The 23371-nt window shown below is 45.1% G+C and carries 25 protein-coding genes; 8 read left to right on the forward strand and 17 right to left on the reverse strand.

The features are described 5' to 3' along the window. Nucleotides 1-36: 36 nt before the first annotated feature. Complete coding sequence (gene map / locus AZI86_RS16730) at nucleotides 37-801, reverse strand: type I methionyl aminopeptidase (protein WP_061836439.1); 765 nt, start codon at nucleotides 799-801, stop codon at nucleotides 37-39. 185 nt (nucleotides 802-986) lie between these two features. Further along, nucleotides 987-1382: an SWIB/MDM2 domain-containing protein gene (locus AZI86_RS16735; RefSeq protein ID WP_061836440.1), complete on the reverse strand. Its 396-nt coding sequence runs from the start codon at nucleotides 1380-1382 to the stop codon at nucleotides 987-989. Nucleotides 1383-1672: 290 nt separating this feature from the next. Between AZI86_RS16735 and AZI86_RS16745 the strand changes: the two genes are divergently transcribed. Next, nucleotides 1673-2086 carry a hypothetical protein gene (locus AZI86_RS16745; RefSeq protein WP_061836442.1) on the forward strand — a complete coding sequence of 138 codons (414 nt, stop codon included), beginning with the start codon at nucleotides 1673-1675 and terminating at the stop codon, nucleotides 2084-2086. Between the two features lie 247 nt (nucleotides 2087-2333). Here the strand turns inward: AZI86_RS16745 and ettA are convergent, their stop codons facing one another. After that, nucleotides 2334-4004 carry an energy-dependent translational throttle protein EttA gene (ettA, locus tag AZI86_RS16750; RefSeq protein ID WP_061836443.1) on the reverse strand — a complete coding sequence of 557 codons (1671 nt, stop codon included), beginning with the start codon at nucleotides 4002-4004 and terminating at the stop codon, nucleotides 2334-2336. 155 nt (nucleotides 4005-4159) lie between these two features. Here ettA and AZI86_RS16755 point away from each other — a divergent pair, with 155 nt between their 5' ends. Next, on the forward strand, nucleotides 4160-4429 hold the full coding sequence (locus tag AZI86_RS16755) for a hypothetical protein (protein WP_061836444.1): 270 nt from the start codon (nucleotides 4160-4162) through the stop codon (nucleotides 4427-4429). A 50-nt stretch (nucleotides 4430-4479) separates the two neighbouring features. On the opposite strand, the gene AZI86_RS16760 is transcribed toward AZI86_RS16755, so the two are convergent. From AZI86_RS16760 to AZI86_RS16790, 7 genes are all read right to left on the reverse strand, one after another. Then, nucleotides 4480-4806, reverse strand: a complete 327-nt coding sequence (locus tag AZI86_RS16760) for a BolA family protein (RefSeq protein ID WP_061836445.1) — start codon at nucleotides 4804-4806, stop codon at nucleotides 4480-4482. Between the two features lies 1 nt (nucleotide 4807). Then, nucleotides 4808-5374, reverse strand: a complete 567-nt coding sequence (locus AZI86_RS19425; RefSeq protein WP_061836446.1) for a hypothetical protein — start codon at nucleotides 5372-5374, stop codon at nucleotides 4808-4810. Between the two features lie 14 nt (nucleotides 5375-5388). After that, nucleotides 5389-6318 (reverse strand): ParA family protein, encoded by a 930-nt coding sequence (locus AZI86_RS16770; RefSeq protein WP_061836447.1) that lies wholly within the window; start codon nucleotides 6316-6318, stop codon nucleotides 5389-5391. Nucleotides 6319-6394: 76 nt separating this feature from the next. After that, nucleotides 6395-6655, reverse strand: a complete 261-nt coding sequence (locus AZI86_RS16775; RefSeq protein ID WP_061836448.1) for a hypothetical protein — start codon at nucleotides 6653-6655, stop codon at nucleotides 6395-6397. A gap of 79 nt (nucleotides 6656-6734) precedes the next feature. Further along, on the reverse strand, nucleotides 6735-8909 hold the full coding sequence (locus tag AZI86_RS16780) for a hypothetical protein (protein WP_061836449.1): 2175 nt from the start codon (nucleotides 8907-8909) through the stop codon (nucleotides 6735-6737). Next, complete coding sequence (locus tag AZI86_RS16785; RefSeq protein ID WP_061836450.1) at nucleotides 8906-9751, reverse strand: trypsin-like serine peptidase; 846 nt, start codon at nucleotides 9749-9751, stop codon at nucleotides 8906-8908. Before AZI86_RS16785 ends, AZI86_RS16780 begins: the two co-directional genes overlap by 4 nt. A gap of 2 nt (nucleotides 9752-9753) precedes the next feature. Further along, nucleotides 9754-11328: a polysaccharide deacetylase family protein gene (locus AZI86_RS16790; protein ID WP_061836451.1), complete on the reverse strand. Its 1575-nt coding sequence runs from the start codon at nucleotides 11326-11328 to the stop codon at nucleotides 9754-9756. Nucleotides 11329-11584: 256 nt separating this feature from the next. Here AZI86_RS16790 and AZI86_RS16795 point away from each other — a divergent pair, with 256 nt between their 5' ends. Both AZI86_RS16795 and AZI86_RS16800 read left to right on the forward strand, forming a co-directional pair. Beyond that, nucleotides 11585-11995: a hypothetical protein gene (locus AZI86_RS16795; RefSeq protein ID WP_061836452.1), complete on the forward strand. Its 411-nt coding sequence runs from the start codon at nucleotides 11585-11587 to the stop codon at nucleotides 11993-11995. Then, entirely contained in the window at nucleotides 11992-12660 is a 669-nt protein-coding gene (locus tag AZI86_RS16800) for an RluA family pseudouridine synthase (RefSeq protein WP_061836453.1), read from the forward strand. The genes AZI86_RS16795 and AZI86_RS16800 overlap by 4 nt, the downstream gene beginning before the upstream one ends. 103 nt (nucleotides 12661-12763) lie before the next feature. Here the strand turns inward: AZI86_RS16800 and AZI86_RS16805 are convergent, their stop codons facing one another. Continuing rightward, nucleotides 12764-14338 (reverse strand): aldehyde dehydrogenase family protein, encoded by a 1575-nt coding sequence (locus AZI86_RS16805; RefSeq protein WP_061836454.1) that lies wholly within the window; start codon nucleotides 14336-14338, stop codon nucleotides 12764-12766. Between the two features lie 111 nt (nucleotides 14339-14449). On the opposite strand from AZI86_RS16805, the gene AZI86_RS16810 reads away from it, so the two are divergent. Next, nucleotides 14450-15256 (forward strand): class II glutamine amidotransferase, encoded by an 807-nt coding sequence (locus AZI86_RS16810; RefSeq protein WP_061836455.1) that lies wholly within the window; start codon nucleotides 14450-14452, stop codon nucleotides 15254-15256. On the opposite strand, the gene AZI86_RS16815 is transcribed toward AZI86_RS16810, so the two are convergent. Genes AZI86_RS16815 through AZI86_RS16835 form a run of 5 tightly spaced genes read right to left on the reverse strand, consistent with a single transcriptional unit; the run spans nucleotide 15257 to nucleotide 20900 of the window. Next, nucleotides 15257-17278: an ATP-dependent helicase gene (locus AZI86_RS16815; protein ID WP_061836456.1), complete on the reverse strand. Its 2022-nt coding sequence runs from the start codon at nucleotides 17276-17278 to the stop codon at nucleotides 15257-15259. A gap of 32 nt (nucleotides 17279-17310) precedes the next feature. Then, nucleotides 17311-17751, reverse strand: coding sequence for a hypothetical protein (locus tag AZI86_RS16820; protein ID WP_061836457.1), 441 nt, complete (start codon nucleotides 17749-17751; stop codon nucleotides 17311-17313). 14 nt (nucleotides 17752-17765) lie between these two features. Continuing rightward, nucleotides 17766-18698, reverse strand: a complete 933-nt coding sequence (locus AZI86_RS16825) for a hypothetical protein (protein WP_061836466.1) — start codon at nucleotides 18696-18698, stop codon at nucleotides 17766-17768. Nucleotides 18699-18710: 12 nt separating this feature from the next. Further along, nucleotides 18711-20105 carry a class II fumarate hydratase gene (gene fumC / locus AZI86_RS16830; protein WP_061836458.1) on the reverse strand — a complete coding sequence of 465 codons (1395 nt, stop codon included), beginning with the start codon at nucleotides 20103-20105 and terminating at the stop codon, nucleotides 18711-18713. A 36-nt stretch (nucleotides 20106-20141) separates the two neighbouring features. Then, complete coding sequence (locus AZI86_RS16835; RefSeq protein ID WP_061836459.1) at nucleotides 20142-20900, reverse strand: SDR family NAD(P)-dependent oxidoreductase; 759 nt, start codon at nucleotides 20898-20900, stop codon at nucleotides 20142-20144. Here AZI86_RS16835 and AZI86_RS16840 point away from each other — a divergent pair. The 3 genes from AZI86_RS16840 to AZI86_RS16850 are packed head-to-tail and all read left to right on the forward strand — an operon-like array spanning nucleotide 20899 to nucleotide 22863. Continuing rightward, complete coding sequence (locus AZI86_RS16840) at nucleotides 20899-21402, forward strand: YchJ family protein (protein WP_253716000.1); 504 nt, start codon at nucleotides 20899-20901, stop codon at nucleotides 21400-21402. The genes AZI86_RS16835 and AZI86_RS16840 overlap by 2 nt on opposite strands. Continuing rightward, nucleotides 21399-21905: an EVE domain-containing protein gene (locus tag AZI86_RS16845; RefSeq protein WP_061836460.1), complete on the forward strand. Its 507-nt coding sequence runs from the start codon at nucleotides 21399-21401 to the stop codon at nucleotides 21903-21905. Before AZI86_RS16840 ends, AZI86_RS16845 begins: the two co-directional genes overlap by 4 nt. Before the next feature lie 7 nt (nucleotides 21906-21912). Next, nucleotides 21913-22863 carry a tRNA dihydrouridine synthase gene (locus AZI86_RS16850; protein WP_061836461.1) on the forward strand — a complete coding sequence of 317 codons (951 nt, stop codon included), beginning with the start codon at nucleotides 21913-21915 and terminating at the stop codon, nucleotides 22861-22863. A 4-nt stretch (nucleotides 22864-22867) separates the two neighbouring features. On the opposite strand, the gene AZI86_RS16855 is transcribed toward AZI86_RS16850, so the two are convergent. Continuing rightward, a partial coding sequence (locus AZI86_RS16855) for a tail fiber domain-containing protein (RefSeq protein ID WP_172798020.1) occupies nucleotides 22868-23371 on the reverse strand: 504 nt, incomplete at its 5' end.

Raw genomic sequence — 23371 nt, forward strand, 5'->3', positions numbered from 1 at the left:
TAATAAAAACGTGCTTTAAAAAATCTAATTTAAAAATTAAGGCAAAGTTAAAATTTCGTATCCAGTATCTGTCACAAGCACCGTATGTTCAAACTGTGCTGACAAAAGACCATCCGCAGTATTGTAGTACTTGATAGTCGATCCCGGGATATCGAATTCAATAAACTCATCCGTTCCCTGGTTCACCATCGGTTCCACCGTGATGCAATGAAACGGCACGAGCTTTTCGCCCTTCCCCTTCTTACCAAAAGCAGGGACAAAAGGCTCTTCATGAAATTTGCGCCCCACGCCATGACCACCGATCTCTTTGATCGCAGTGTAGCCTCGACGGGTCACTAGCTTGTTTGTTTCAAAACCGATGTCACCAGTGGTTGCCCCAGGAACAATCGCCTTGATACCCACTTCACGGGCCATATAAGCGGCATCAATAAGATCCTTAGCCTCTTCAGAAACATTGCCGATCGTGTACATTCTTGACGTGTCGCCATAAAAGCCATCGATAAAGGCGGTCACATCCACATTCACAATGTCGCCATCTTTAAGAATCGTTTTGTCATCAGGAAGACCATGACAAATAACTTCGTTCACAGAGATACATGTGTACTTAGGGTACCCATGGTAACCAAGGCAAGCCGACTTAGCCCCACGAGTTTGCATGTAATCAAAAGCCATTTGATCAATTTGATTGGTAGTAACGCCCGCCTTCACATACTTTTCCAAGTAAGTCAGGGTATCCGCAGCAATGCGGCAAGCCAGGGTCATTTTTTTGATCTCTTCAAGGGAAAGAGGCTTAATAGCCATCACTAAAATCCAGTCTTTAATTCATTAACAGAGACTACCGGTATAGCACGCCCAAAACCGATTGAACAAGACCCGTTTTCACTCGAGAAAAGGTCACAAAACCCCCGAAAGAGGCCCTGGACCAATAAAAAAAGCCCAGGTTACCCCGGGCTTTCCGCTTAAATTAGCTTTAAACGCTCTTAATATTACTTAAGGTGTTTAGAAACTAGTTTAGTCATGTCGAACATAGACACTTGTGTCTTGCCGCCGAAAACTTCTTTAAGTTTAGCGTCTGCATTGATGTTGCGACGATTTTTTTGATCTTGAAGATTGTTCTTCTTGATGTAAGCCCAAAGTTTTTTAACAACTTCAGTGCGTGGAAGTGGAGAGTTACCAACAACTGCTGCCAAAGCTGCAGATGGAGTCAACGCTTTCATGAACGCTGCGTTTGGTTTACGAGCTGTTTTAGCTTTTTTAGGAGCTGCAGCTTTTTTAGTTGTAGCGGCTTTTTTAGGAGCAGCTTTTTTTGCAGTTGCTTTTTTAGCAGGAGCTTTTTTAGCTGCCGCTTTCTTAGTAGTCGCTTTTTTAGAAGCTTTTGCCATTGTGTACTTCCTCCGTTTTGTTTTCAGTACGTTTATCCGAATGACCTAAGTGTGTATCCATTCCCAGGCCTTTGTCCAAAAAAAAATGCATCGAAAATCACTTTTTTTGCATTTTTCCCTCTAAAAAACGTATTTCCCCGAGGGAAAGCGGCCAAAATCACCGTTTTCCCCTCTGAAAATCCACTCCCAAGGGCAAGTTCTACGTCAGGCCCCCCAGGAAAAAGGACCATTTCTATTCGGAAATCTTTGTCTGGACTGCGGTCGTCTCAAGCTGAACCGATAAGTTGAGCATGAGTTTTCAGACGAGTTTCAAACAAATTCTTCGAGAGAAAATGGGGCAACAAGAAGCGGCTCCGGCTCAAAATCCCTCTACATATATAGATACCGATCCTTCTCACTTAGCTTTCCTGATGAGCCAAATCGGCAAATTTGAATTCGAAACTCGACGTGGACACTACCCCCGCCCAGCAATTCGTCCACAGCGTCCCCGTCCCGCGCACGCCTTTTCCGAATCTCAAAAACAGTCTTTTGAATTCCTAAAATCCTATATTCATGATTTGTCAGAGGGGTTTACAGGAGCCGAGCTAAAGACAGCCTTCAGAAAAGCAGCCATCCGCCTCCATCCCGACCACGGCGGCTCAACCCAAACATTCATGGATCTAAAGACGCACTATCAAATCTTGACCGAAATCGTTTCAAGATAATTTAATTGCTAGCAAAATTTGGCGAGGAAAGCCTTTGGGCATCTTGCCCGGAATGAGGGGTTTGTCTCGGGCTCCTGCCCGAGCCCCTAACGGGCTTCGCGAAAAAATGCCCTCCTGGCATTTTTTTGTCGGCGCCACGATGGCGCGAACCCTCCGCAGGAGGGCGACAACGCAGGCTGGACGCCGTCCCTCTTGGAGCGGCAGAAAGCCCCAAGTGGCTTTCTTACCAAATCCTGCGTTTACAAAATTAGATCATCTTGAAGCGCACGCGTTTGGGACCCGCATTCTCGCCCAAGCGCTTCTTGCGATCTTCTTCGTACTCACTGAAGTTTCCAGGGAAGAATTCAATCTTAGAATCCCCTTCAAACGCCATAATATGGGTACAAACACGATCCAAGAACCAGCGATCATGCGAGATCACCACGGCAGATCCACCGAACTCTAGCAAAGCCTCTTCCAGGGCACGCATGGTGTTCACGTCTAAGTCATTCGTGGGCTCATCCAGCAAAAGCAAATTGGCGCCTTGCTTCAAGATTTTTGCCATGTTCACGCGGTTGCGCTCTCCACCAGAAAGCTGTCCCACTTTCTTTTGTTGATCAGAACCCGAGAAGTTAAACCAGGAAACGTACTGACGAGATGGAATTTCGCGGGTGCCGAGTTGGATCACATCCGCCCCGCCCGAAAGCTCTTCATAGATCGACTTATTCGGATCCAAAGTTTCACGCGTTTGATCCACGTAAGCAATCTTCACTGTTTCGCCGACTTTGAATGTTCCAGAATCTGGTTTTTCTTTGCCCGTGATCATGCGGAACAATGTCGATTTACCGACCCCGTTCGGCCCGATAACGCCGACGATGGCACCCTTCGGAATGGTGAAGCTGACGTCATCCAAAAGAACTTTGTGATCATAGGCTTTGGTAACACCATGAGCCTCCACCACGATATCGCCCAAACGAGGTCCCGGTGGAATATAGATAGACATCTCTTGGATTTTTTCCGGAGAGGCTTCTTTCAGCAAGTTTTCATAATTAGAAATACGCGCTTTTGATTTCGCCTGGCGAGCTTTCGCTCCTTGACGGATCCAATCAAGCTCACGCTCTAACGTGCGCGCTTTTCGGGCTTGGTCTTTGGCTTCATTGGCCGTGCGTTTGTCTTTTTGCTCTAACCAAGAAGTGTAATTCCCTTTCCAAGGAATGCCTTCACCACGATCCAATTCTAAGATCCAACCTGCCACGTTATCTAGGAAATAACGGTCATGCGTCACGGCGATCACGGTGCCTGGGAACTTAGAAAGATATTGTTCAAGCCACGCCACGGATTCTGCATCCAAGTGATTCGTCGGCTCATCGAGTAATAAAATATCTGGCTCTGACATGATCAAACGAGCCAAAGCCACGCGGCGTTTTTCACCACCTGACAATTTGGTGACGCCCATGTCGCCATCTGGACAACGAAGGGCATCCATCACGATTTCGATCTTTTGATCCACGTCCCACGCGCCCAAGGCTTCTAATTTTTCCTGGATCACGCCTTGTTTTTCGATAAGTTTATTCATCTCGTCCGGATCTAAATCAGGATCGCTGAATTTGTCGTTGATGGCGTTATATTCTTTCATCAACTTTGGAAGTTCGCCCATGCCAGCAAAGATGTTTTCTTTAACGGTTAAAGACTCATCAAGCTGGGGTTCTTGCTCGAAATAACCGACCTTCATTGTTTTTGAAGGAAAGGCTTCCCCGATAAATTCATGGTCGATACCTGCCATGATTCTAAGCAAAGTGGATTTACCAGAGCCGTTCAGACCTAAAACTCCGATTTTGGCTCCGTAAAAGTAAGACAAATAGATGTCTTTTAGGACGTATCTATTTGGAGGATATACTTTACTTACACCTTTCATTGTGTAGATAATCTCTTGAGACATGATGTCACACTCCCTTGGGGATGTATTAGCAGTTAAAGGTCGTAATGTACCAGTCTGAAAATACTTGTCAAATGGAGTTCGGTTCTACAAACTGTGGACCCTCAAAGGACTGAGGAAGAATTCACAACTTAGATAGACAGAAGATTCAACGACGAATGAGTGACGACAGCATAACAAAGGGGCCTTCGCCCTTCAAAAAAGACGAAAGTTCTTTGGCTTCGGCCCCCCAAGGGGGTGGCGGCGCTACTAAGAAATCTCGTCCGCTGTTTGGTCGCCTGAATCAAGATCTGCAAGATGCCCTTAGTACCTGGGACACCCTTACTGAAGAAATGTCGACAAAGCTTTCCCCGGAAGAAGAACAGCTGCAGGAAGTCAAAAGACTGCTTTCCGAATTAAAATCAAAATTAAACGAATTTGAGGATTAGCGCTGGCAGGAGCAGAGCGCAGGCCCTGCGGGTCGGAGCTGAAGCAGTACCTATTTCGGATCGTGTTTCGAGCCCCCCAGGCAATTGGGGGATTCGAAGTTTAAAGCCGCTTTTTGTTTTTCCCACTCCGTTGGAGTTAAGGTCTTTTGCGTTAAGGCATGCAGACCGTTTTCAAGCTCTGACTTTAAAAGATCATTGATCATTCGTTGGCGATCAATACGGGATTTGCCCTCGAAAGCGGCAGAGACCACTAAAACTTTAAAATGAGTTTCGCGATTCGGCGGCCCTGAGTGCATATCGCTTTCGTTATCGATTTCGATATGCACCGGGGTTAATGCTTTAGAGATGGTTTCAAAAATTCTCGAGGCGCGATTCATACTACTTCTTGTCGATTTTAGATTTCAAATAATCTAAACCCATGCGCGCCATCATAAAGACGCCTTTTTCTTCTAATTTTTTTTCAACATCTTTGGCTTTACGCAAAGCTTTAGACGCAGCCAATTGCGCAAATGGGTTCCCCACAGGCAAACCTTGGAACTCGCCGTCTTTCACCCATTCATCAGCCACGGTGTCGGCAAGCTCCATCACTTTCGGAGCTTTCATGCGAATCAGGTCGCTGCCGTAAAACTCCAAGTGAACTTTTTGAGGCTCTTCTTGTTTTTGATGAAATGATTCGTAAGTTTTTTCTGCGGCTGTTTCTTCGGACGTATCATCGGGAGCCACATAAACTTGTGAGTGCCCCTCAGGGAATACACCTTCATTCAGGGCTTCCGTATTAATGGCTTCAGCTTCTGTTTCGGCCTCAGCCCCGTCGTACACGGCTTCTTCTGAGGAAACAGCATCCACCGCTTCGTCATTCAGCTTATCCGCCATCTCATGGCGCGGGCGACGTTTTGAAGATGAAGAAGAGCCTTTTTTACCTTTGTATTCTTTTGTCTGTGGCATCGGAAACTTCCTTTTTATGCAAAACCAAGTACTTCGCGGGTCACAATGTCATAGTCCTCTTTCACCGGGGATTTCCCGGCAAAAAGGCTTTTTCCAGAACGGATCGAGTTTTTGACCTCGCTGGAAGTGCGAATATAGCCCTTCATCAGCGAATCTTCAAAAGAATCAATGCACTTTTGCAAAAGTTCATGACTGGTGTTTTCTCGCCCATCAAATTTCGTGAATAGGATCTTACGAGTGAAATCTAACGAAAAGTCGCTCTTGATGTCTTCTAACTCCGTCAGGTTTTTCTGTAACCCTAAGAATGAGAATTTATCAGGGTTCACCGGTAAAATGATCTCATCTGAAGCCACGGTGACGGCTGTATTCACGGCACTGAGCGCCGGGGCCGTGTCGATCAAAATCAGGTCATAGCGGTGTCTAATTTTTTCTAATGGAGCCTTAATCACTTGGGCCCAGTTGCGATTGGAATTCATCAAGACTCGGTCTAACACCGAGTTATTTAATGACGAAGGAATTAAGTCCACATGAGGCTCAATAAAACGCACGCACTCTTCAATGCTTTTGCGTTTTTCGGCGATATCAACCCACACCGGAACTTCTTCGTCTTCAACCCCAAGGGCAAAGCTTAAGTTGGCTTGTTGATCTAAATCGATAAACAAAACGCGCGCGCCGTACATGGCTGCTCTTAAGCCCATGTTTAACACGGACGTCGTCTTGGCAACACCGCCTTTAAGCATTTGGACAGAGATCACTTTCTGAGGGTATTTATAACCTTCAGCCAAAAGAACGGTGCGAACCTCTTCGGGTAACAACCAGGGAGATTTGATTTTTTTGGAAAGAATTTTTTCGGCTTTTTTCTTAATGTTAACCGGAGTGGTTCCGATAAAAGCGGCCAAATCACTGAGCGTGATGCAAAATTCCTGTTGCGCCAATTCTGACATAGCAGTCCTCCGCTGACTCTTAATGTTTAGAGCCTACATAGAGGATCCTGCCTATGCAAGAGCCCGGCGCACAGAGTTATGTTTGAATATCGTTATAGACGTCCAAGTGCTGCGCTTCGCTTCTTAAAGTCGACCGCATTTCCTCAATATCGAACTTATAAGACCACAAAAGCTGCTCGCGCATCTTGCGCAACTGCCAAACTTGTTCGGAGGTCAATGGACGTAAAGACTCTATTAGGTGGACAAGGTGCAAATCCACCTCACGCTTAAAATCGCCAAAGTCGGTATCATCTTCTTTATCTAGGAATTCGATAAACTCATGGATAGATGGGTGCATGGATGCCTCCTTACCTGGTCTTAAGTATCTCTTAAGGAAGAGCAGATTCGGAAGCCTTGGTGCTGAAAGACATGGGTTTCTATTCCCCGCTTTTAATATATGAATCCGGAGGGGCCACTGGGATTACATAAATTTTAGACTTCTCAATGGCATCAATCTCTGGATACATAAAGACTTGGAAAAATAGAGTGTCGCCAATTTGAATGTTATAACAAGCGAACTGAGATACATATCCAATGTTTTGGTTGCTTCCCCAAATATTTGAAGACCTCAAGTTATCTTCATCGCCACAAAATCTAACCGTGGCCTTAAGAGAACGTGACTTCTCATATGCAAATATTCTGTACAATTGCTGTGAGCCCGTACAATAACCCTTAGAATCAGCACATGGATCCCCACCCTCAAACGCGTTCCTAGCTCGTTCCTCTAAAAGCTTTAAAAATTCTCCTTTGAATTTTACAGCTTTGCTTCCAATGGCCTCGTCCAGAGTTTTCACGTCGTCAATAAACTGGAGACCCATTCCTTCCCATGATTTTTTCGCTACCCCAAGATCAAAAGATCTCATTCGGTCTGCATACACAGTGTCGTAGTCCTTGCACTCTAGATCGAAAATCGTTTTGTCATTTCCAATTTCAACTTCCAAGTTAGGCGACGGGGTGGGACCGCTAGGGTTGAAAAAATTCTCGATCGCATTGAGATCATCCTGCTCAAGCATGTTCAATTCATTTTTAAGAAGTAGAAGCGGAAGATATTCAGAGACATATTTGTCCCTAACAAGATGGTCCGTGCGAGGATGATGGGGTACCACAGCATATTTATTTTCAAACTTATCCAATTCATTTTTCCAGAGAGTAAATCCATTTTTTACCGAACCGTTTTTTACCGCCTCATCCACATCTTTTTTTAAAGCAATAAACGCGCTAACCTCTAAATCGTCACCAGACGCCCGGACCTCTTCCGATTCTAATTTTTTCGCGACCGCGCTTTTTATCATCGCCACCACATATTTAGAGACCTGTTCTTTATCAAAATCTAAAACGCTCAACGATACCCATTTTTTTTCCTCGGGCATCACAATTGAAACTTTTCGAGCCGTGCCACCTATGTCGATATAATCTTGCCAAATTTCGCCGGCGCTCCCTCTGCGATAACCAAACTGACCTTTTGTAACACGACCATAGAATTTCAGGTTTAAGTAATGGGTATCATCAAGCTCTTCATCGCTCGTGTACTTAAGGGCACTCCTACCGTCCATGTACAATTGTTCTAAATCAAATTTTCGAACCTCTTGCACGTCAAATTCACCCTTCGCAAACGTACTACGAGTTAAAAATTTTGTTTTAAGCAAAGGTATTACAACGTGTTGTTTTTTATCGGCGCCAGAATATTGGTACAACACGACTTTCGACGATGGGTCGCTAGCAATGGTTCCACTACAGTGTTTAAATTCGGATCGATCATTTGGCAAAAATAAGTTACTGTGAACCGATTTGGCGGGAATCCACTTCGAAAAGAGTGGGGTCAAACCTTGTGCTGAAAATAGTCTTCCGATTTTGCCTCTAATAAAATCTGAGTTCTTGTAACCAGCTTGTCGTGCTTCTTTGAAAAAATATTCGTGCGCCAAAAGGGCAATTTTGTTAAGCTGATCTAATTGTGACCAATATTCCGTTTGCACATAAAGTGTTCCATCAGGATTCTTATGTGGTTGATCATCCCAAAAAGCGATTTGTACTATCTTACAGCCGTTAGGCAAGACAATGGGAGAATTCGCATCTTTACTGACTTGAAGTGACGTATTCTTATCAAGAAAAGCAATCTTGCCAACAAAAGACTTCCAAAAAGATCTATTACCAAATTCCAAATCTCCCATCGAGGGTCCCAGATACGAGCTCAGTTGTCCTATCAAAAGACTTATCGCTTCATCAGAGACGTCGGCGGTCACACTCGAAGGAAGCTTGTGCTTCACTATCTCCGCATTCGAATTATAAATGAGTTCAAAGATATCCCGAGTAAAAATTTTTGATTTAAGGCGAAGGTCAACGGTTTTATCCGAGCACAGAACTCCTTGCCCACCGCCGCCATCACCTGTGCCGCCTGAGCCAGTGTAACCATCATCATCCGGCAACTTTTTGTCTGCACCATTTGCCGTAATGTAATTGCTAACGTTATTGGGAGAGCAGGCTACCCCTGACAACAAAAACATCAACGTCATGACTGTGGCGGAGGCAGCGCTCCAAACTCTGCTGGATTTCATTTTTTTGAGTCCTCTAAAATTTTCGTCCAAGGAATTACAAGTTCACCGGAGCAATCTCGCACCCCACATATTTTTACGCCTCCGTCTTCCGAGAAATCTCGTTCGCCGCTAGAAAGAATACCCACTAAGCGATCGCCTTTAGAGGAAAAAACTGGGGAGCCAGAATTACCTTCGAAAACATCAAGCGTCGTTTCGTAAATACCATTGGTCCGTAGTAACGAACGCACTTCACCTGAAGACTTCTTTTTATAGCTTCCTAACGGATCCCCCAATGCGTAAACTTTTTCGCCAACTGACAGGGGTCTCTCTATGACTTCTGGCATATCAACTTGCACCGGTTCACTGATTTGAAGAAGTGCATAATCCAGCCCCTTACCGGCAACGTCGACAACCGTTTTTACCACTGCTTTACAATCTCGCACTTCAAATTCTTGTGAGTCATTCATGATATTGTAGTTAAATACCAATTGAAGGTTTTCACATGAGTACGGTGAGGAAAGACAATGTCCCGCAGTCAGCACCATATCCGGCGCTACTAAGATTCCGGAACAATAAGAAGCTGATGATTGCTCAGCCCAAGGCAGTTCTTGTCCGCCAAATTTTTCGTCTACTCGATATATTTGCCCTGTCTTTAAAGACTGAAGGGTTTTACGTTCAAATAATGAAACTAATGCCCCACGATAGGGCTGTTCTTTGGGTAACTCTTCCATAGAATAGTCGCCATAGATAACATGATTAGCATCATCTAGATTACCTTCAAATGCTTGAGGTGCAGCATCGTAGCTGCACCCCAAGATCTGTCCGAATAGTGCTACCATCGGTAGCAAGAGCTTCAGTTTCATTTTTAGTGGTTGTGTTCGTCTTTATGAGCGCCCGGCATATCGCCTTTGATCCAATCGTCTTCCATGTTTTCCAAGTGAATTTTTTCATCAGCTGTGCCGATATGCTCTAGCTGGTGAGTGCTCGTCGCGATTTCTTTTTTCAAACGATCTTTGATGGCGATGCGAACAACTGCATTTTCTTGGCCTTGAAGTTCTTTACGCAGATCTTCAAGTTTTACATTCCCATCAAACTCACGAGTTTTATCAGCGACTGTCAGGATTTTTGTTAAACCTTTCAAATCAGCATCTTTACCCTCTAAAGAGAAAGAAAGCATATCGCCCTTGTTTTCCGCTTTGATCGATAGATCTAAATGTCTTGCAAGTTGCAAAGATTTATTTTGTCTTCCATCGACATTTGAGAAGTTACCCGCCTGTAGAGCCTCAATATAAGCTTTAGATTTATTGTTCATGAACTGATACAACTCTTTATACGTAACGCACTTTACCTCAGGTTTAGCACAAACTTCGTTAGCGAACTCAAAAAAGGTCTCAAGATAAGCGCCACTCATCCAACTAGAAAAATGATGTCCGATATGAATGGGTGCACGATTTCCGTTATAATTTCTAGCGAAATACGCTCGATACAAATTCATCATGTTCGCTTTCACTTTTTTCTTTTGAGCATCCGAAATAACGTTTAAGCAAGATCTGTCTGAATTTCTGATTACTTTCCCGTTAGCTTTTAATGCCGTCTTCTCAAGTGTCTTTGGTTCTTCACTTAAGACGCGTGCGGAATCGCGAAAACAAAAATTGTAATCCATAGAAATCCATTTACGAGCGGCACCCGGCTCTTTGATTTGACCTAAAGGAAAGTTCCAAATGCCATAAGCATTTTTCTTAGGCCAATAGTCTTCTTTGTCAGCTTGGGATGTATCATAGACGAATCTCGATACTTTATCCCCATTTTCATTCTTCTTCATATCGTAAGTGCTCATGACACGATAAAGATTATCGTTAAATCCTAGCTGAGGAGCTCGGAAACCAACGACATCATCTTTTTGAAAAAGAAGATCAATGTAGCCGTTCGGGGTGGTTCCCATGTTATTGTAGGTAAAAAGGTTTTTAATGATATCATCAAACTGCGCGAATTCAGAAACCCATTGTCTTTCAGTCCACGTCTGCCCATTATAATGCCCGACGGTGTGCGACGCTATTTCGTGCCCCTCATAAAAGGCCTCGTTCATCTGATCTACACGCAAGGCCACGTCTTTATTGTTATCTCCCCAACCAATATTGGAAGTTCCCGCTTTCTCCTTATGAGGAGCATGATAGTGGCGCTTGGAAGACCATTCCTCGGTCAAAAGATAAGAAGGATTGATAAAGAACGTAAACTTCACATCAGCGCCAGTTTTGGCTTTGTAGGATTTCGAAAAATCACGAGAATACTGCCAAACATCATTATTATAAGAGCCGTCAAAAGCTAAAAGAACGAATTGTGGCGGTCTTTCAATGGCTTTGGATTGAGCCGCAGCAAAATGTGGCGCAACCATAGATAAAGCGACAAGGCCATTGACCAAAAGATTCTTTTTCTTTCCCATGACTTCTCCCTATTAATAAAAACTGATTTGATTCAAACCTCATGATTGCAACCCACATGCCCGGCCCAAGTGGCCAGGAGCCCAAAGCCATCGTCTGATCTTTTGACAGGAGCCCTTCTGCGCCCTCGGATCTCAGAATGAGACGCGAGAAAATTCACCATCCTTAAGGGATTTTAAAATAAAGCTTGTTAATACCCCCCACCCCTGGCACAACCAGGACCGTTGTTTTTTGACCTGGTTTGTAAGAGGTTGGCTTATGGCTCCTGAAATGGCCGTTTCCTATGTCGTCGGATGGATTCCCTCTGCGGCGGTGACGGGACTGCATTTCTACCTGCACCGTAAAAAAGTGCGCTCGCGCCCCTACCAGCAACTGCAAAAAAATCTGCGAAAAGTGAACCTAGTTTGGCGCGAATCCCGCGCAGATATGGAACCCTTCGCCGAAGGCAAAGAAGAACGTGACTTGGCTTTATACGAAAAGAATTTGCTACTTATGGGTACCTTCTTCTTTTTCTTAAGCTGGGCCGGATTTGTTTTTAATTTAATTATACTCGTTTCAATGCACAAGCTGGCGGTCAGCCGGAAAGAGCAAAAGATCTTTGCTAGTCCCCTGACTGAAAGAGACCTTGAGGCAAAAGACATCGAGACCATCCTTAAGGAGCAGACATGAACTCTAGAATCCCCGTCATTCAACAATCAGCAAAATGGATCGTCGTAAACAAGCCTGTTGGCATTTCCGTGCACAACGAAACTAGCGACTTGCGTGCTGTACTAAAAAAACAACTTCGTCCTGGCAGCTTTGACGATGTTTACCCTGTTCACCGTTTAGATAAAGAAACATCGGGCGTGCTCATGGTAGCGCTTGAAGCCGAAACTGCTTCAGAGCTGGCTGAGAAATTCCAGAAAAAAGAAACGGCAAAATCTTATTACGCCATCTTGCGTGGCAGCCTTCCGGCTTCTGAAAAATGGCAAACTTGGGATTTCCCAATCTCTGACAAAGCTGAAGGACGTAAAAACCCCCAAGGTCTTTTAAAAGACCGCGTGGCTGCGAAAACCAAGTACCGTGTGGTTCAATCAAACAAATACTTCTCTTTGGTGGAAGTGGATCTTTTAACGGGTCGCCAACATCAAATCCGCAAACACGCGGCTTTAGCGGGCAACCCGATCGTGGGCGATCCTCGATACAATGATGGCAAGTACAACGAAAAAATGGCCGAGATCTATGGCGATGAACGCATGTACCTCCACGCGTTCAAACTGAGCATCCAAGTTTCTGGCAAAGTTCAGACGTTTGACACACCGATGCCTCAGTCGTTCAAAGCTCTTCTTAAGTAATTCATTTTGCTGCACCAGTGCTACCTACGTAGGTAGCACTGGTGCAGCATTTTTTTTAGGCGACTCTGGCACAATTTACTGCCGCGCTGGCGGCGGTTTAGGATTACAAAACTACATTCGTTGATAAGAAGCGCGAACTGTCTTGATGCAAGATCTTTTGAATGACTTGCTTGCCGTTCGCATCTTGCTTGGCTGCGACCATGCAGCGAATGCTAAACGCTCTGAGCGCATCAAACACACTTAATGTTCCTTCAGCAGAATTCTTACGGCCCGTGAATGGATACACATCGGGCCCGCGCTGACATTGGCTATTGATATTAATACGACATACTTGATTGCTTAGATGATCAATCATTTCGCCCATTTTTTCTGGGTCTTCACCGAACAGACTGGCTTGGTTTCCATAAGGGGAATTGATGATGTACTCTTCGACTTCCTGCATGTCTTCAAATTCACGAATTGGTACTACCGGACCAAATTGCTCTTCGTGCGCCACTCGAGAATCTAAACTGACATTGGCCAATACTGCGGGGAAAAATAATTGTCCCACAACTTTACCGCCACGCTCGGGATTGCAAAGAACCGCCCCTTTACTGACGGCATCTTCAATCAGACCCGTTAAGTACGCAGCCTTATTTACATCCGGCAACGGAGTGATAGAAACGCCCGGCTCCCAAGGCAGACCTGCGACCAATCCATTTACTTTTTGTACAAATTTTTCGGTGAATTCTTTAGCGATTTTTTTATGCACAAAAATCATCTTAAGGGCCGTACAGCGCTGACCATTAAACGACAATGAACCGCGCACACATTCCGCCACGGCTAAATCAATGTTCGCTTCTTCCATGATGATGGCCGGATTTTTGGCCTCTAAACTTAAAATACTGCGAAAGCTTGAGGGTCTGGGATGGGCCACTTTAATTTGATTAGCGACTTTGCTTGAACCGATAAAGGCTAAGACATCGATTTTCCCAGTTTGCACCGCCGGTCCCACAATATCGCGCCCTTGACCGTTAATAACGTTCACCACACCCGCTGGGAATGAATCTTTAAACACTTTTAAAAGCGGCTCCCATAAAAGCTGCCCGTAACGAGCTAGCTTCACGACCACCGTGTTTCCCATAATCAATGCTGGAATTAAAGTCGTGAAAGTTTCATTCAATGGATAATTAAATGGCCCCATACACAAAGTCACACCTAGAGGAGCTCGGCGAATCTGCGCCATCACGCCGCCAGAAAATTTAAATCCGCTGGATTCACGATCTAGGTTTTTTACTTCATTAACCGTGTCATCAATGTACTGAATGGTACGATCAAATTCACCTTGAGCATCCGCCCAAGTCTTGCCGATTTCCCACATCAACAAACGACAAATCAATTCACGTTCTTCCAGCATTCCATTGCGAAATTTGATAACTCCTTGGATGCGATCTTCCATCCGCGCGGAGGGCCACTCACCTAATCCACGTGCCCAGGCTTTTGAAGCCGCATCGACAGCTTCCTTGATAACTTCCACACTGACGTGAGGAGTGGTGCCTAGTTGCACTTCACCGCTTTCACGATGGCAGGTTGAAAAAACAGGGATCGAGTCAAAACCCTTATCGCGGATTTCGCCGCCAATAAGGATACGACCATTCATTTTCGGAACTTGAGGGAATTCGGGCAATTGCATTTTCATTTTGATTTCTCTTGTGTGAGGTTAAAGACACTTAAGTAAAAGACTGAAAAAACGGACTGTCAATCTTCACCAAGACCCGTTAGACTTTCATTTAACAAAGGATGGAAGTCCATGTGTCAGCTCCTTGCCATGAACTGTAATACGCCCACCGACATCTGCTTTTCTTTTACCGGGTTTCAGGCCCGTGGAGGGCGTACCGACGTCCATCAAGATGGCTGGGGCATCGCCTTTTTTGAAGGTCGAGGTGTGAGGGTGTTTTTAGATGCACAAGCCTCAGCCCATTCCCCGATTGCCGAACTTGTTCGTCAGTACCCCATTAAATCAAAAACTGTCGTCGCTCACATACGTAAGGCAACCCAAGGGATTGTCGCCTTAGAGAACACCCATCCTTTTATGCGCGAGCTTTGGGGACGCTATTGGATCTTTGCCCACAATGGAAATCTGGTGAATTTTGAGCCTGAACTTGATGGCACTTTTCTTCCCGTAGGGGACACCGACAGTGAGAAGGTTTTTTGTTATATCATGCAAGAACTTCGATTGCGTCACGGCGATCAAATGCCTAACAACGAAGCTTTATTTGCAACGATTGCCGAACTCACATTACACATTGGCCAATGTGGCGAGTTTAATTTCTTATTTTCAAATGATCAGGTCTTGATGGTGCATGCATCCACCAATTTGACTTATATCATTCGCAAAGCACCGTTTGCGACCGCGCACTTAAAAGACCAGGACATGTCGGTGGACTTTACTCACGTGACGACAAGCACGGATAAGGTGGCTGTCATTGCCACCACACCGCTGACCGAAAACGAATCATGGACGCGCTTAGAGCCGGGCACGCTTTGCCTGTTTGCCGAAGGCGACTTGCAGGCCAGCGTAAAAACCATCGCGGGCCCTGCGGAAAAAATAAAATAGCTATTTTTTGGCGGGAGTCAGTTTACTGTCCAGTTTTGACAAGAAACTGGACACTAAGTCTTCGCGCTCTTGCCCTGACACCGGACGAACACCTAAAGGAAATTCCGTGTAGAGTTCTTTGGGAATCTCTAACAAAAATCTAGAAGGAGCCACGGGGCGAACAACGCCGTTTTTTTTTCGTTGCTGACAACGAGTCATCACCAGACGCTGCTTGGCGCGAGTCACCCCCACATAAAAAAGCCGGCGTTCTTCGTCGATATCTGAACCCAAATTTTTATGCGGCAAAAGGTCTTCTTCTAATCCGGCTAAAATCACGATCGGAAACTCCAAACCCTTAGACGCATGCAAAGTCATAAGCTGCACCTTGTTTTGGTCTTCCTCTTCCCCGCCCATGTCATCACGTAAAAGCATGGCATCGATAAAGGATTTAATGCTGTCGACATCATAAGAGCGCTTGCCCAAATAAGAATCTAAGATCCGTCCCAGGATTTCAACGACCATCCATTTTTTTTCAGCACTCGCGGGATCTGCGGCGGTGCCATACACGTATTCGCGATAGCCGATACCTTGAAAGATTTCAACCATCTTGGCACCTGGTGAAGAGCCGATGTTATAATCTAAAATATTTTTGGGAAGGTCTTCGATAAACTTCATCAGATTATCAATCGACTCTCCGGCTTTATCTTGCACTTCAGCTTCTTTCCAGAAACGACAAGCATCGACAAAGTTTATGCGTTTTTTTAAAGCAAATTCCGAAAGCTTTTCAATCGTCGTATCGCCAATTCCTCGAGAAGGAACATTGATGATCCGACGCAAAGACACTTCATTGGGTGCCAAAGACTGTTTTAAATATGCCATGAGATCTTTGATCTCTCGACGGTCAAAGATCGAAGTTCCGCCCGTGATGGTGTACGGAATATTCGCACGACGTAATGAGGACTCAATCAGCCCCCCTTGCGTGTTGGAACGATATAAAACGGCAAAGTCTTTCAACTTATGCCCTTGACGTTGAAAGTGATGAATTTCACTGACCACGAACTCACATTCGTCTTCTTCACGCTCTAAAAGGAACATTTCAGGCATCACGCCCGTGCTTTCGGCAATTTCGGCGCGCAAGACTTTTCCATGACGATTTTTATTCTTAGAAATGGCGGCATTGGCCACGGCCAAGATCTCTGCCGAAGAACGATAATTTCTTTCAAGCATGATCACTTCACACTTTGCATGTTCTTTCGGGAAATTCAGGATGTTCTTAATTTCCGCCCCACGCCAGCCATAAATTGACTGATCATCATCACCTACGACGGCAATGTTTTGATGAGGCTTGATAATTTGATTGATCAAATCCATTTGCATGCGATTGGTGTCTTGAAATTCATCCACCATTACTTGCGTGAACATGCTCTGTACTTTTTCTAAGATATCCGGATTTTCCTTAAACAAAGTTAAAGGCTTAATCAAAAGACCTTCAAAATCCACAACGCCTAAGTGTTCTAAGCGCTTCGCAAACTTAGGCGCTAAGACTTCGGCCATTTCGTGGTATTCATCAAAGGCCTCCACCGCCGGAGCAATCCCGGTGCGACGATCATTGATCATTGATAGAATTTTATCGATATCAAATTTATCTTTGCCCGAGTTTTTAACGTCTTTAAGCAAGTCTTTTAAAATTGCGTTGCAATCGCTTTGATCCACGATTCCAAAGTACGGTGAAAGACCGGCATGTTTATGAAAACGACGCAGAATTTGCAATCCAAACGAGTGGAAAGTGCCTGCCCACAGCCCCTTGCCGGTACTGCCAAGCTTGACTCCCACTCGGTGTTTTAATTCGCGTGCGGCTTTATTGGTGAAGGTTAACACGCAGATCTCTTGGGCTTGGGCCACGCGTTCGGAAATAAGTCTTCCCGTGCGAGAAACCAAGACCGTCGTTTTCCCTGAACCCGCGCCTGCCAAAATAAGCAAAGGGCCGTAATTATGCTTTACGGCCTTTTGTTGCTCGGGGTTTAACCCCTTAAGCCAATCCATTTAAATCCTAACAAATCAAAAAACTAAAACGACTAAACGCGGTTGTGGATCAGGGTACGAACTTCGTCTTCAAAGACGACTTCGATTTTATCTGACATCGCGTCTTTGATGAAACCCAAACCAAATTTTGGATGTTGAAGTTTCGTGTTCTTTTCGAACTTGCCCTTCATGTTGTATGTGTTGGTCGCCGCACCTTCGTTTGACATCAACATTTCATACTCATTTTTGTGGCTTGATTTACGTGAGTTCATTGTTTGTTCACGTTTTTTCGCCGCCGCGCCCGTCAACGGTTTGCCCGTTTTAGTTTGCGCTTTAGGAAGAGAGTATGTCTTCTGTGAACCACAGATTTCACATTTGATTTTTGCCGACGTCGCTGTCGTATGCGCTAATACCACGTGGTATCTGTCAGCATCGCATTTCTTACAAAATGCAAAAAAAGATTTCGCGACGGGTGGCAAGGTATTCATCGTCATTTGTTTCTTCCTATCTAGTATTGTTGTTTCAAACTATAAATCATTAATTTTTCGTCTAACTTTTTCTGCGCGATTTCACGAGCACTTAAATAAAAAGGCCCTTCTTCGCGTTCAATACGCTTTTGAAAATCAAGCATGCTCTGCTCGTCTTTCGGGTCGATAAAACGTCCCGTCGGACCGTAATTTTCTAAAAACGCATAGTCTTCTTCTTTGGTGAAGAACTTTTCCCACACTTGCGTGTTCACCTGCACACGGTAAGTGACCGTGGTTGCGTGCGAGTGCACCGGCGCATAGGCCCCGATGATTTCCATATGGCCGAAATTCGAGTGCAGTCTTAATGCCGGGCTTCCCCACTGGGTCATGCCCGAGCATTGCTCCACGTTGGCATACCACAACCCAAAAGCCTTCGATAAAAATCCAAGACCGTAAAGACCCTGTCCTTCGGGCAATAAAGAATTGATGGAAGTTAAATTGTGCGCAACCCACTCGCCCTTATGCATGGTCGGAATGATGATGAACAAAGACAACGGAACCCAATCCATATCATCCAACGACGTGACTTCTTTTAAAACCTTTGAACTTTGCACGGGAGAATTAATCGCCGGAAACTTTTTGGGATCTAAAACTTCACGCATCGCCGGCGTTAATGCGGACGGACGAGCCGCAAAGCCCGCCACAAATCCTGGCATCACCGCACAGTCGTAAAACACCCAACGAGGCATCGCCATGTTAGAAGGTCCAAAAGCACGTGCTTCCAGTGAATAGATACGATCGGCAAAAGCCAGCTCTGGAATATCCAATGGATCTTTCATCACTGGCGATTTATTAAACCAATTCAAGCGATGCGCGGAACCCGGGTGAGCAATCTGGTTTTCCGGACGCACGAATACGTAAGGACGTATATCGTCGTTTTCCATCCAGCTCGCTTTGCTCAACAATGGGTTCAAGGGCATCTCCTTCTAGCGGGGACCAGTCATATCTTCGGGTCTTACAATCTTATCAAATTGCTCGCCCGTGAGGAGTCCAAGATTGATGGCTTCTTCGCGGAGTGTTGTGCCGTTTTTATGAGCAGTTTTAGCAATTTTGGCTGCATTATCGTAGCCAATGTGAGGATTCAAAGACGTCACCAGCATTAATGACTGTTCAACGTGTTTTTGGATTTGCTTTTTATTGGCTTCAATACCCGAAACACAGTGATCAGTGAACGATTCACAGGCGTCGGCAATCAAGCGAATTGAGTTTAACACGTTAAACACAATCAGTGGCTTAAAGACGTTCAGTTCAAAATGGCCGTTAGAACCGCCGACAGAAACGGCGACGTTATTCCCCATCACTTGGGCACAGACCATGGTCATAGCTTCGCTTTGAGTGGGGTTTACTTTCCCCGGCATGATCGAGCTGCCCGGTTCATTTTCTGGAAGGTTTAATTCACCGATACCTGAACGAGGTCCAGATCCCAACAAACGAATGTCATTGGCGATTTTCATCAAAGACACTGCGGCCGAGTTCAACGCGCCACTGACTTCGACCAAAGCATCATGAGACGCCAAGGCTTCGAATTTATTTTCAGCAGAAACAAACGGAATCTTAGTTTCTTTAGCAATTGCTTCTGCGGCTTGAACCGCGAATTTTGGATGCGTGTTTAGACCCGTTCCAACAGCGGTGCCACCCAATGCCAGTTCATGTAAGTGCGGCAAGGTGTTTTTCACGCGTTGAATGGCATGTTTCATTTGTGTCGCGTAACCAGAAAACTCTTGTCCCAAAGTCAATGGTGTTGCGTCCATCAAATGAGTGCGACCGATTTTAACGATATCTTTGAATTCGTTTTGTTTTACGACGAGAGCTTTATGCAGCTTTTCCATCATTGGAATTAAACGATGATGAACTTGTTCCGCGACGGCAATGTGCATGGCTGTTGGGAAGGTGTCGTTGGAAGATTGGCCTTTGTTCACATCGTCATTGGGGTGAATGTCTTTGCTTGGAAGATTTAAACCCATCATGTTCATCGCGCGATTAGCGATAACTTCATTGGCATTCATATTTGTCTGCGTGCCCGAGCCTGTTTGCCATACCACTAGTGGAAAGTGCGCATCTAATTTCCCGGCAATCACTTCATCTGCGGCCGCCACGATGACTTCCGCTTTTTTACCATCAAGCAAGTTCAAGCTTTGATTGGTTAAAGCCGCACATTTTTTTAAAATACCTAAAGCACGAATCATCTCACGCGGAAAACGATCCCCACCGATTTTAAAGTTTTGAGTGGATCGCTGTGTTTGAGCTCCCCAAAATTTATCTGCAGGAACCTGAACATCACCCATGGTGTCTTTTTCAATACGGAAATTCTGTGTTGTCATAAAATCCTCTTTAAGGTCTTTTTAAAAAATTAAAATCTATCTTCGCGCCACTTGTCCAACGTGAGCTTGGTCCGTGGGATAAATAACGAGCTCTTGAATATTCACATGAGCTGGTCTTGCCACACACCACGCAATCGTTTCCGCGATATCGGAAGCTGAAAGTGGTGTCATACCCTCATAAACTTTGTCGGCTTTAGCTTGATCTCCAAGACGGACGACAGAAAATTCCGTATTCACCATACCGGGCTCGATATTGGTAACGCGAATTTTTGTTCCCAGAAGATCCATACGCAGACCTTCTGAAAGGGCTCTGACAGCGAATTTGCTAGCACAATACACCCCGCCCCCCGGGTAAGTCCATCTTCCTGCAACAGAACCTAGATTGACAATGTGTCCTGAATTTTTCTGCACCAAATAGGGCAAAATCCCGCGAGTCATGTAAAGGAGCCCTTTGACGTTGGTGTCGATCATCGTGTCCCAGTCCTCTAAGCTCGCCTCTTGCATTTTCTCAATCCCCTTTGCAAGACCTGCGTTATTGACCAGCAGCTCCAGCTTTTTCAGGGTTGGGTCATGGGTCTTTAAGAAGCTTGCGACCTCTTCCTTAGACGTCAGATCAAAACAGGCCGTTTCCACCGAAATTTGCGGGAACTCTTTTGTGAGAATGCTTTTTAATTCTTTCAATTTTTCTTCGCGCCGACCGGTCGCTAAAATTGAAAAACCCGCTGCGGCCAGTGACTTGGCGGTGGCCCAACCGATACCGGCGGTCGCCCCTGTGATTAAAGCCCATTTTGACATGAAAAACCTCGTTCAAAAACGATATCAGCCCAAGGCGCAAATGGGAAAAATTTCCGACTTGATGCGCCGCCCACAAGTCTGGTATGAAAGCCCTATGAAATGCCCTTGTGGATCTAACAAAGAATATGCCGCCTGCTGTGGACTTTTTCACTCTGGAGAAGCCCAAGCCCCTACTGCCGAACAACTCATGCGCTCACGTTACGCCGCGTTTGTTAAAAACGACATGACGTATTTGCAAGAGACAACCGACCCGCAAACTTTGACCTCTATCGATGAAGAGGCCAATAGAGAATGGGCCGAGCACGCGCAGTTTAAAAAATTAGAGATCCTTAGCGCCGAAGAAAAAGGCACTAAAGGCATTGTCGAATTTAAAGCCCACTATGCCCTGGATGGCGAAGACTATATTCACCACGAGATCAGCACTTTCCGCAAACAAGCCGGTCAATGGTTTTTTAAATCCGGCAAAATCAAAGAAGAAAAGCCCGAGAAAGCAAAGTCATGAAATACTGGTTGATGAAATCGGAACCCGACGTTTTTTCGATTGATAACTTAAAAAAAGACAAAACCACATGGTGGGAAGGTGTGCGCAATTATCAAGCACGCAACTTTATGAAAGACATGCAAGTGGGTGATGAAGTTTTATTTTATCACTCTAATGCTGAACCCCCGGGAGTGGCGGGAATCGCAAAAGTTTCTAAATTAGCCGAACCCGATGCAGCCCAATTTGATAAAAAATCTGAATATCATGACCCAAAAGCCACCAAAGAAAAACCCATCTGGTTTTGTGTGCAAGTGGCTTTTGTGGAAAAGTTTGATGAAGTCATCTCGTTAGCTGACTTGCGTGGTAACGACAAATTGCAGGACATGCTGGTCCTGCAAAAGGGCTCACGCCTCAGTGTGCAGCCGGTTGAAAAAAAGCACTTCGACCTTGTAAAAAAAATGGCGGCGGCTAGCGCGCGCGAGTCCGCAGAGCGTAAGGCCAGCGGCCTGAAGCTGAAGCAGTAGGAAATCTATGAAACTGTTTTTAGCTCCGATGGAAGGTGTTGTTGATTGGGTTATGCGTGATACGCTGACTCGTATTGGCGGCATTGATCAATGCGTGACGGAATTTTTACGCGTCACGGATCGTCTTCATCCGGAGATGGTTTTTTATAAAAACTGTCCAGAACTAAAAACCGGTTCAAGAACCCGCTGGGGCACACCTGTTTTTGTGCAACTGTTGGGCGGCCAAGCCGAACCCTTAGCCATAAATGCCCAACGAGCCGCCAAACTGGGAGCTTTGGGAATTGATCTTAACTTTGGCTGCCCGGCTAAAACCGTAAATCGTCATGACGGCGGCGCAAGTCTTTTAAAATCCTGTGATCGCGTGCATACAATTGTTAAAACCGTGCGTGATGCCGTTCCGGCCCATGTTCCGGTCACGGCCAAAATTCGCTTAGGATTTGATGATCCCACAAAATGTATTGAAATTGCTCAAGCCGTTGAAGAGGCTGGTGCCACTTGGCTGACCGTCCACTGCCGCACGAAAACCGATGGTTACAAACCACCCGCTTATTGGGAATGGATTCCGCGTATCAAAGAAAACGTGAAAATGAAAATCATCGCAAACGGCGAAATCTGGAATGTCGCGGATTTTTATCGCTGTGTTGAAGTCACACAATGTGAAGACTATATGGTCGGCCGAGGTGTGATGAGCAATCCCTATATCTTCCGTCAAATCAAACAGTCTCTGCACGACCAAGAAGTGGAAGAAATGAACTGGGCCCGCGCCAAAGCTCTTTTACCGCAGTTTTTTGAATCTAGTACTTTGTATATTAACGACTATTTTGCGGTGTCTAGAACCAAACAATGGATGAAGGCTTTATCGCTAAAAAACCAAGAGGCTAAGTCGGTCTTTGATGAAATCAAGGTCTTAAAAAAACCTGTCGAGTTTCGCGAAAAATTAGAATTTATCTGTCAGTAAGAATTTATTTATGTTGTTCGGAAAGCATCTTTTCAATTTTATCTAAGCGCGCTTTCATCTCTTGGTTTTCTTTTTTGAGCTCCGCATTTTCCGCTTTCACAGAGGCAATCTCTCGGGATTGGGCATCAGTGATTTTTAAAATCTCCTTGATAGATTCAATCACGGGGGCAATTAAATTCGCATAACTTACCGCCAAGAAGCCTTGATCATTTTTTTTCACGGCCTCAGGGAATACTTTTTCCACATCTTGCGCGATCAGACCGACTTCATGGCCCGCGCCATTTTTTTTCTGATCTTTCCAATCATAGTAAATACCCTGAAGAGACGTGATCTTTTCTAAGGCATCCGCCGAATTTATTTTTTCAATATTTGTTTTTAAGCGAATATCGGAAGTTTGCGTGAAACCACCCGGTGCATTGACCACGCCCGTTTGGTAAATAGACACCAGAGACGATCCCCCAAATCCACCCGAAGTTCCGCCCGAGCCAAGAATCAACGTGGCTCCGTT

Source organism: Bdellovibrio bacteriovorus, assembly GCF_001592735.1.
Taxonomy (GTDB): Bacteria; Bdellovibrionota; Bdellovibrionia; order Bdellovibrionales; family Bdellovibrionaceae; genus Bdellovibrio; species Bdellovibrio bacteriovorus_D.

Bases quoted from the DNA above. Each gene is read 5' to 3' on its own strand.
- map (WP_061836439.1), bottom strand. From the start codon at position 801: ATGGCTATTAAGCCTCTTTCCCTTGAAGAGATCAAAAAAATGACCCTG.
- AZI86_RS16735 (WP_061836440.1), bottom strand. From the start codon at position 1,382: ATGGCAAAAGCTTCTAAAAAAGCGACTACTAAGAAAGCGGCAGCTAAA.
- AZI86_RS16745 (WP_061836442.1), top strand. From the start codon at position 1,673: ATGAGTTTTCAGACGAGTTTCAAACAAATTCTTCGAGAGAAAATGGGG.
- ettA (WP_061836443.1), bottom strand. From the start codon at position 4,004: ATGTCTCAAGAGATTATCTACACAATGAAAGGTGTAAGTAAAGTATAT.
- AZI86_RS16755 (WP_061836444.1), top strand. From the start codon at position 4,160: ATGAGTGACGACAGCATAACAAAGGGGCCTTCGCCCTTCAAAAAAGAC.
- AZI86_RS16760 (WP_061836445.1), bottom strand. From the start codon at position 4,806: ATGAATCGCGCCTCGAGAATTTTTGAAACCATCTCTAAAGCATTAACC.
- AZI86_RS19425 (WP_061836446.1), bottom strand. From the start codon at position 5,374: ATGCCACAGACAAAAGAATACAAAGGTAAAAAAGGCTCTTCTTCATCT.
- AZI86_RS16770 (WP_061836447.1), bottom strand. From the start codon at position 6,318: ATGTCAGAATTGGCGCAACAGGAATTTTGCATCACGCTCAGTGATTTG.
- AZI86_RS16775 (WP_061836448.1), bottom strand. From the start codon at position 6,655: ATGCACCCATCTATCCATGAGTTTATCGAATTCCTAGATAAAGAAGAT.
- AZI86_RS16780 (WP_061836449.1), bottom strand. From the start codon at position 8,909: ATGAAATCCAGCAGAGTTTGGAGCGCTGCCTCCGCCACAGTCATGACG.
- AZI86_RS16785 (WP_061836450.1), bottom strand. From the start codon at position 9,751: ATGAAACTGAAGCTCTTGCTACCGATGGTAGCACTATTCGGACAGATC.
- AZI86_RS16790 (WP_061836451.1), bottom strand. From the start codon at position 11,328: ATGGGAAAGAAAAAGAATCTTTTGGTCAATGGCCTTGTCGCTTTATCT.
- AZI86_RS16795 (WP_061836452.1), top strand. From the start codon at position 11,585: ATGGCTCCTGAAATGGCCGTTTCCTATGTCGTCGGATGGATTCCCTCT.
- AZI86_RS16800 (WP_061836453.1), top strand. From the start codon at position 11,992: ATGAACTCTAGAATCCCCGTCATTCAACAATCAGCAAAATGGATCGTC.
- AZI86_RS16805 (WP_061836454.1), bottom strand. From the start codon at position 14,338: ATGAAAATGCAATTGCCCGAATTCCCTCAAGTTCCGAAAATGAATGGT.
- AZI86_RS16810 (WP_061836455.1), top strand. From the start codon at position 14,450: ATGTGTCAGCTCCTTGCCATGAACTGTAATACGCCCACCGACATCTGC.
- AZI86_RS16815 (WP_061836456.1), bottom strand. From the start codon at position 17,278: ATGGATTGGCTTAAGGGGTTAAACCCCGAGCAACAAAAGGCCGTAAAG.
- AZI86_RS16820 (WP_061836457.1), bottom strand. From the start codon at position 17,751: ATGACGATGAATACCTTGCCACCCGTCGCGAAATCTTTTTTTGCATTT.
- fumC (WP_061836458.1), bottom strand. From the start codon at position 20,105: ATGACAACACAGAATTTCCGTATTGAAAAAGACACCATGGGTGATGTT.
- AZI86_RS16840 (WP_253716000.1), top strand. From the start codon at position 20,899: ATGAAAAACCTCGTTCAAAAACGATATCAGCCCAAGGCGCAAATGGGA.
- AZI86_RS16835 (WP_061836459.1), bottom strand. From the start codon at position 20,900: ATGTCAAAATGGGCTTTAATCACAGGGGCGACCGCCGGTATCGGTTGG.
- AZI86_RS16845 (WP_061836460.1), top strand. From the start codon at position 21,399: ATGAAATACTGGTTGATGAAATCGGAACCCGACGTTTTTTCGATTGAT.
- AZI86_RS16850 (WP_061836461.1), top strand. From the start codon at position 21,913: ATGAAACTGTTTTTAGCTCCGATGGAAGGTGTTGTTGATTGGGTTATG.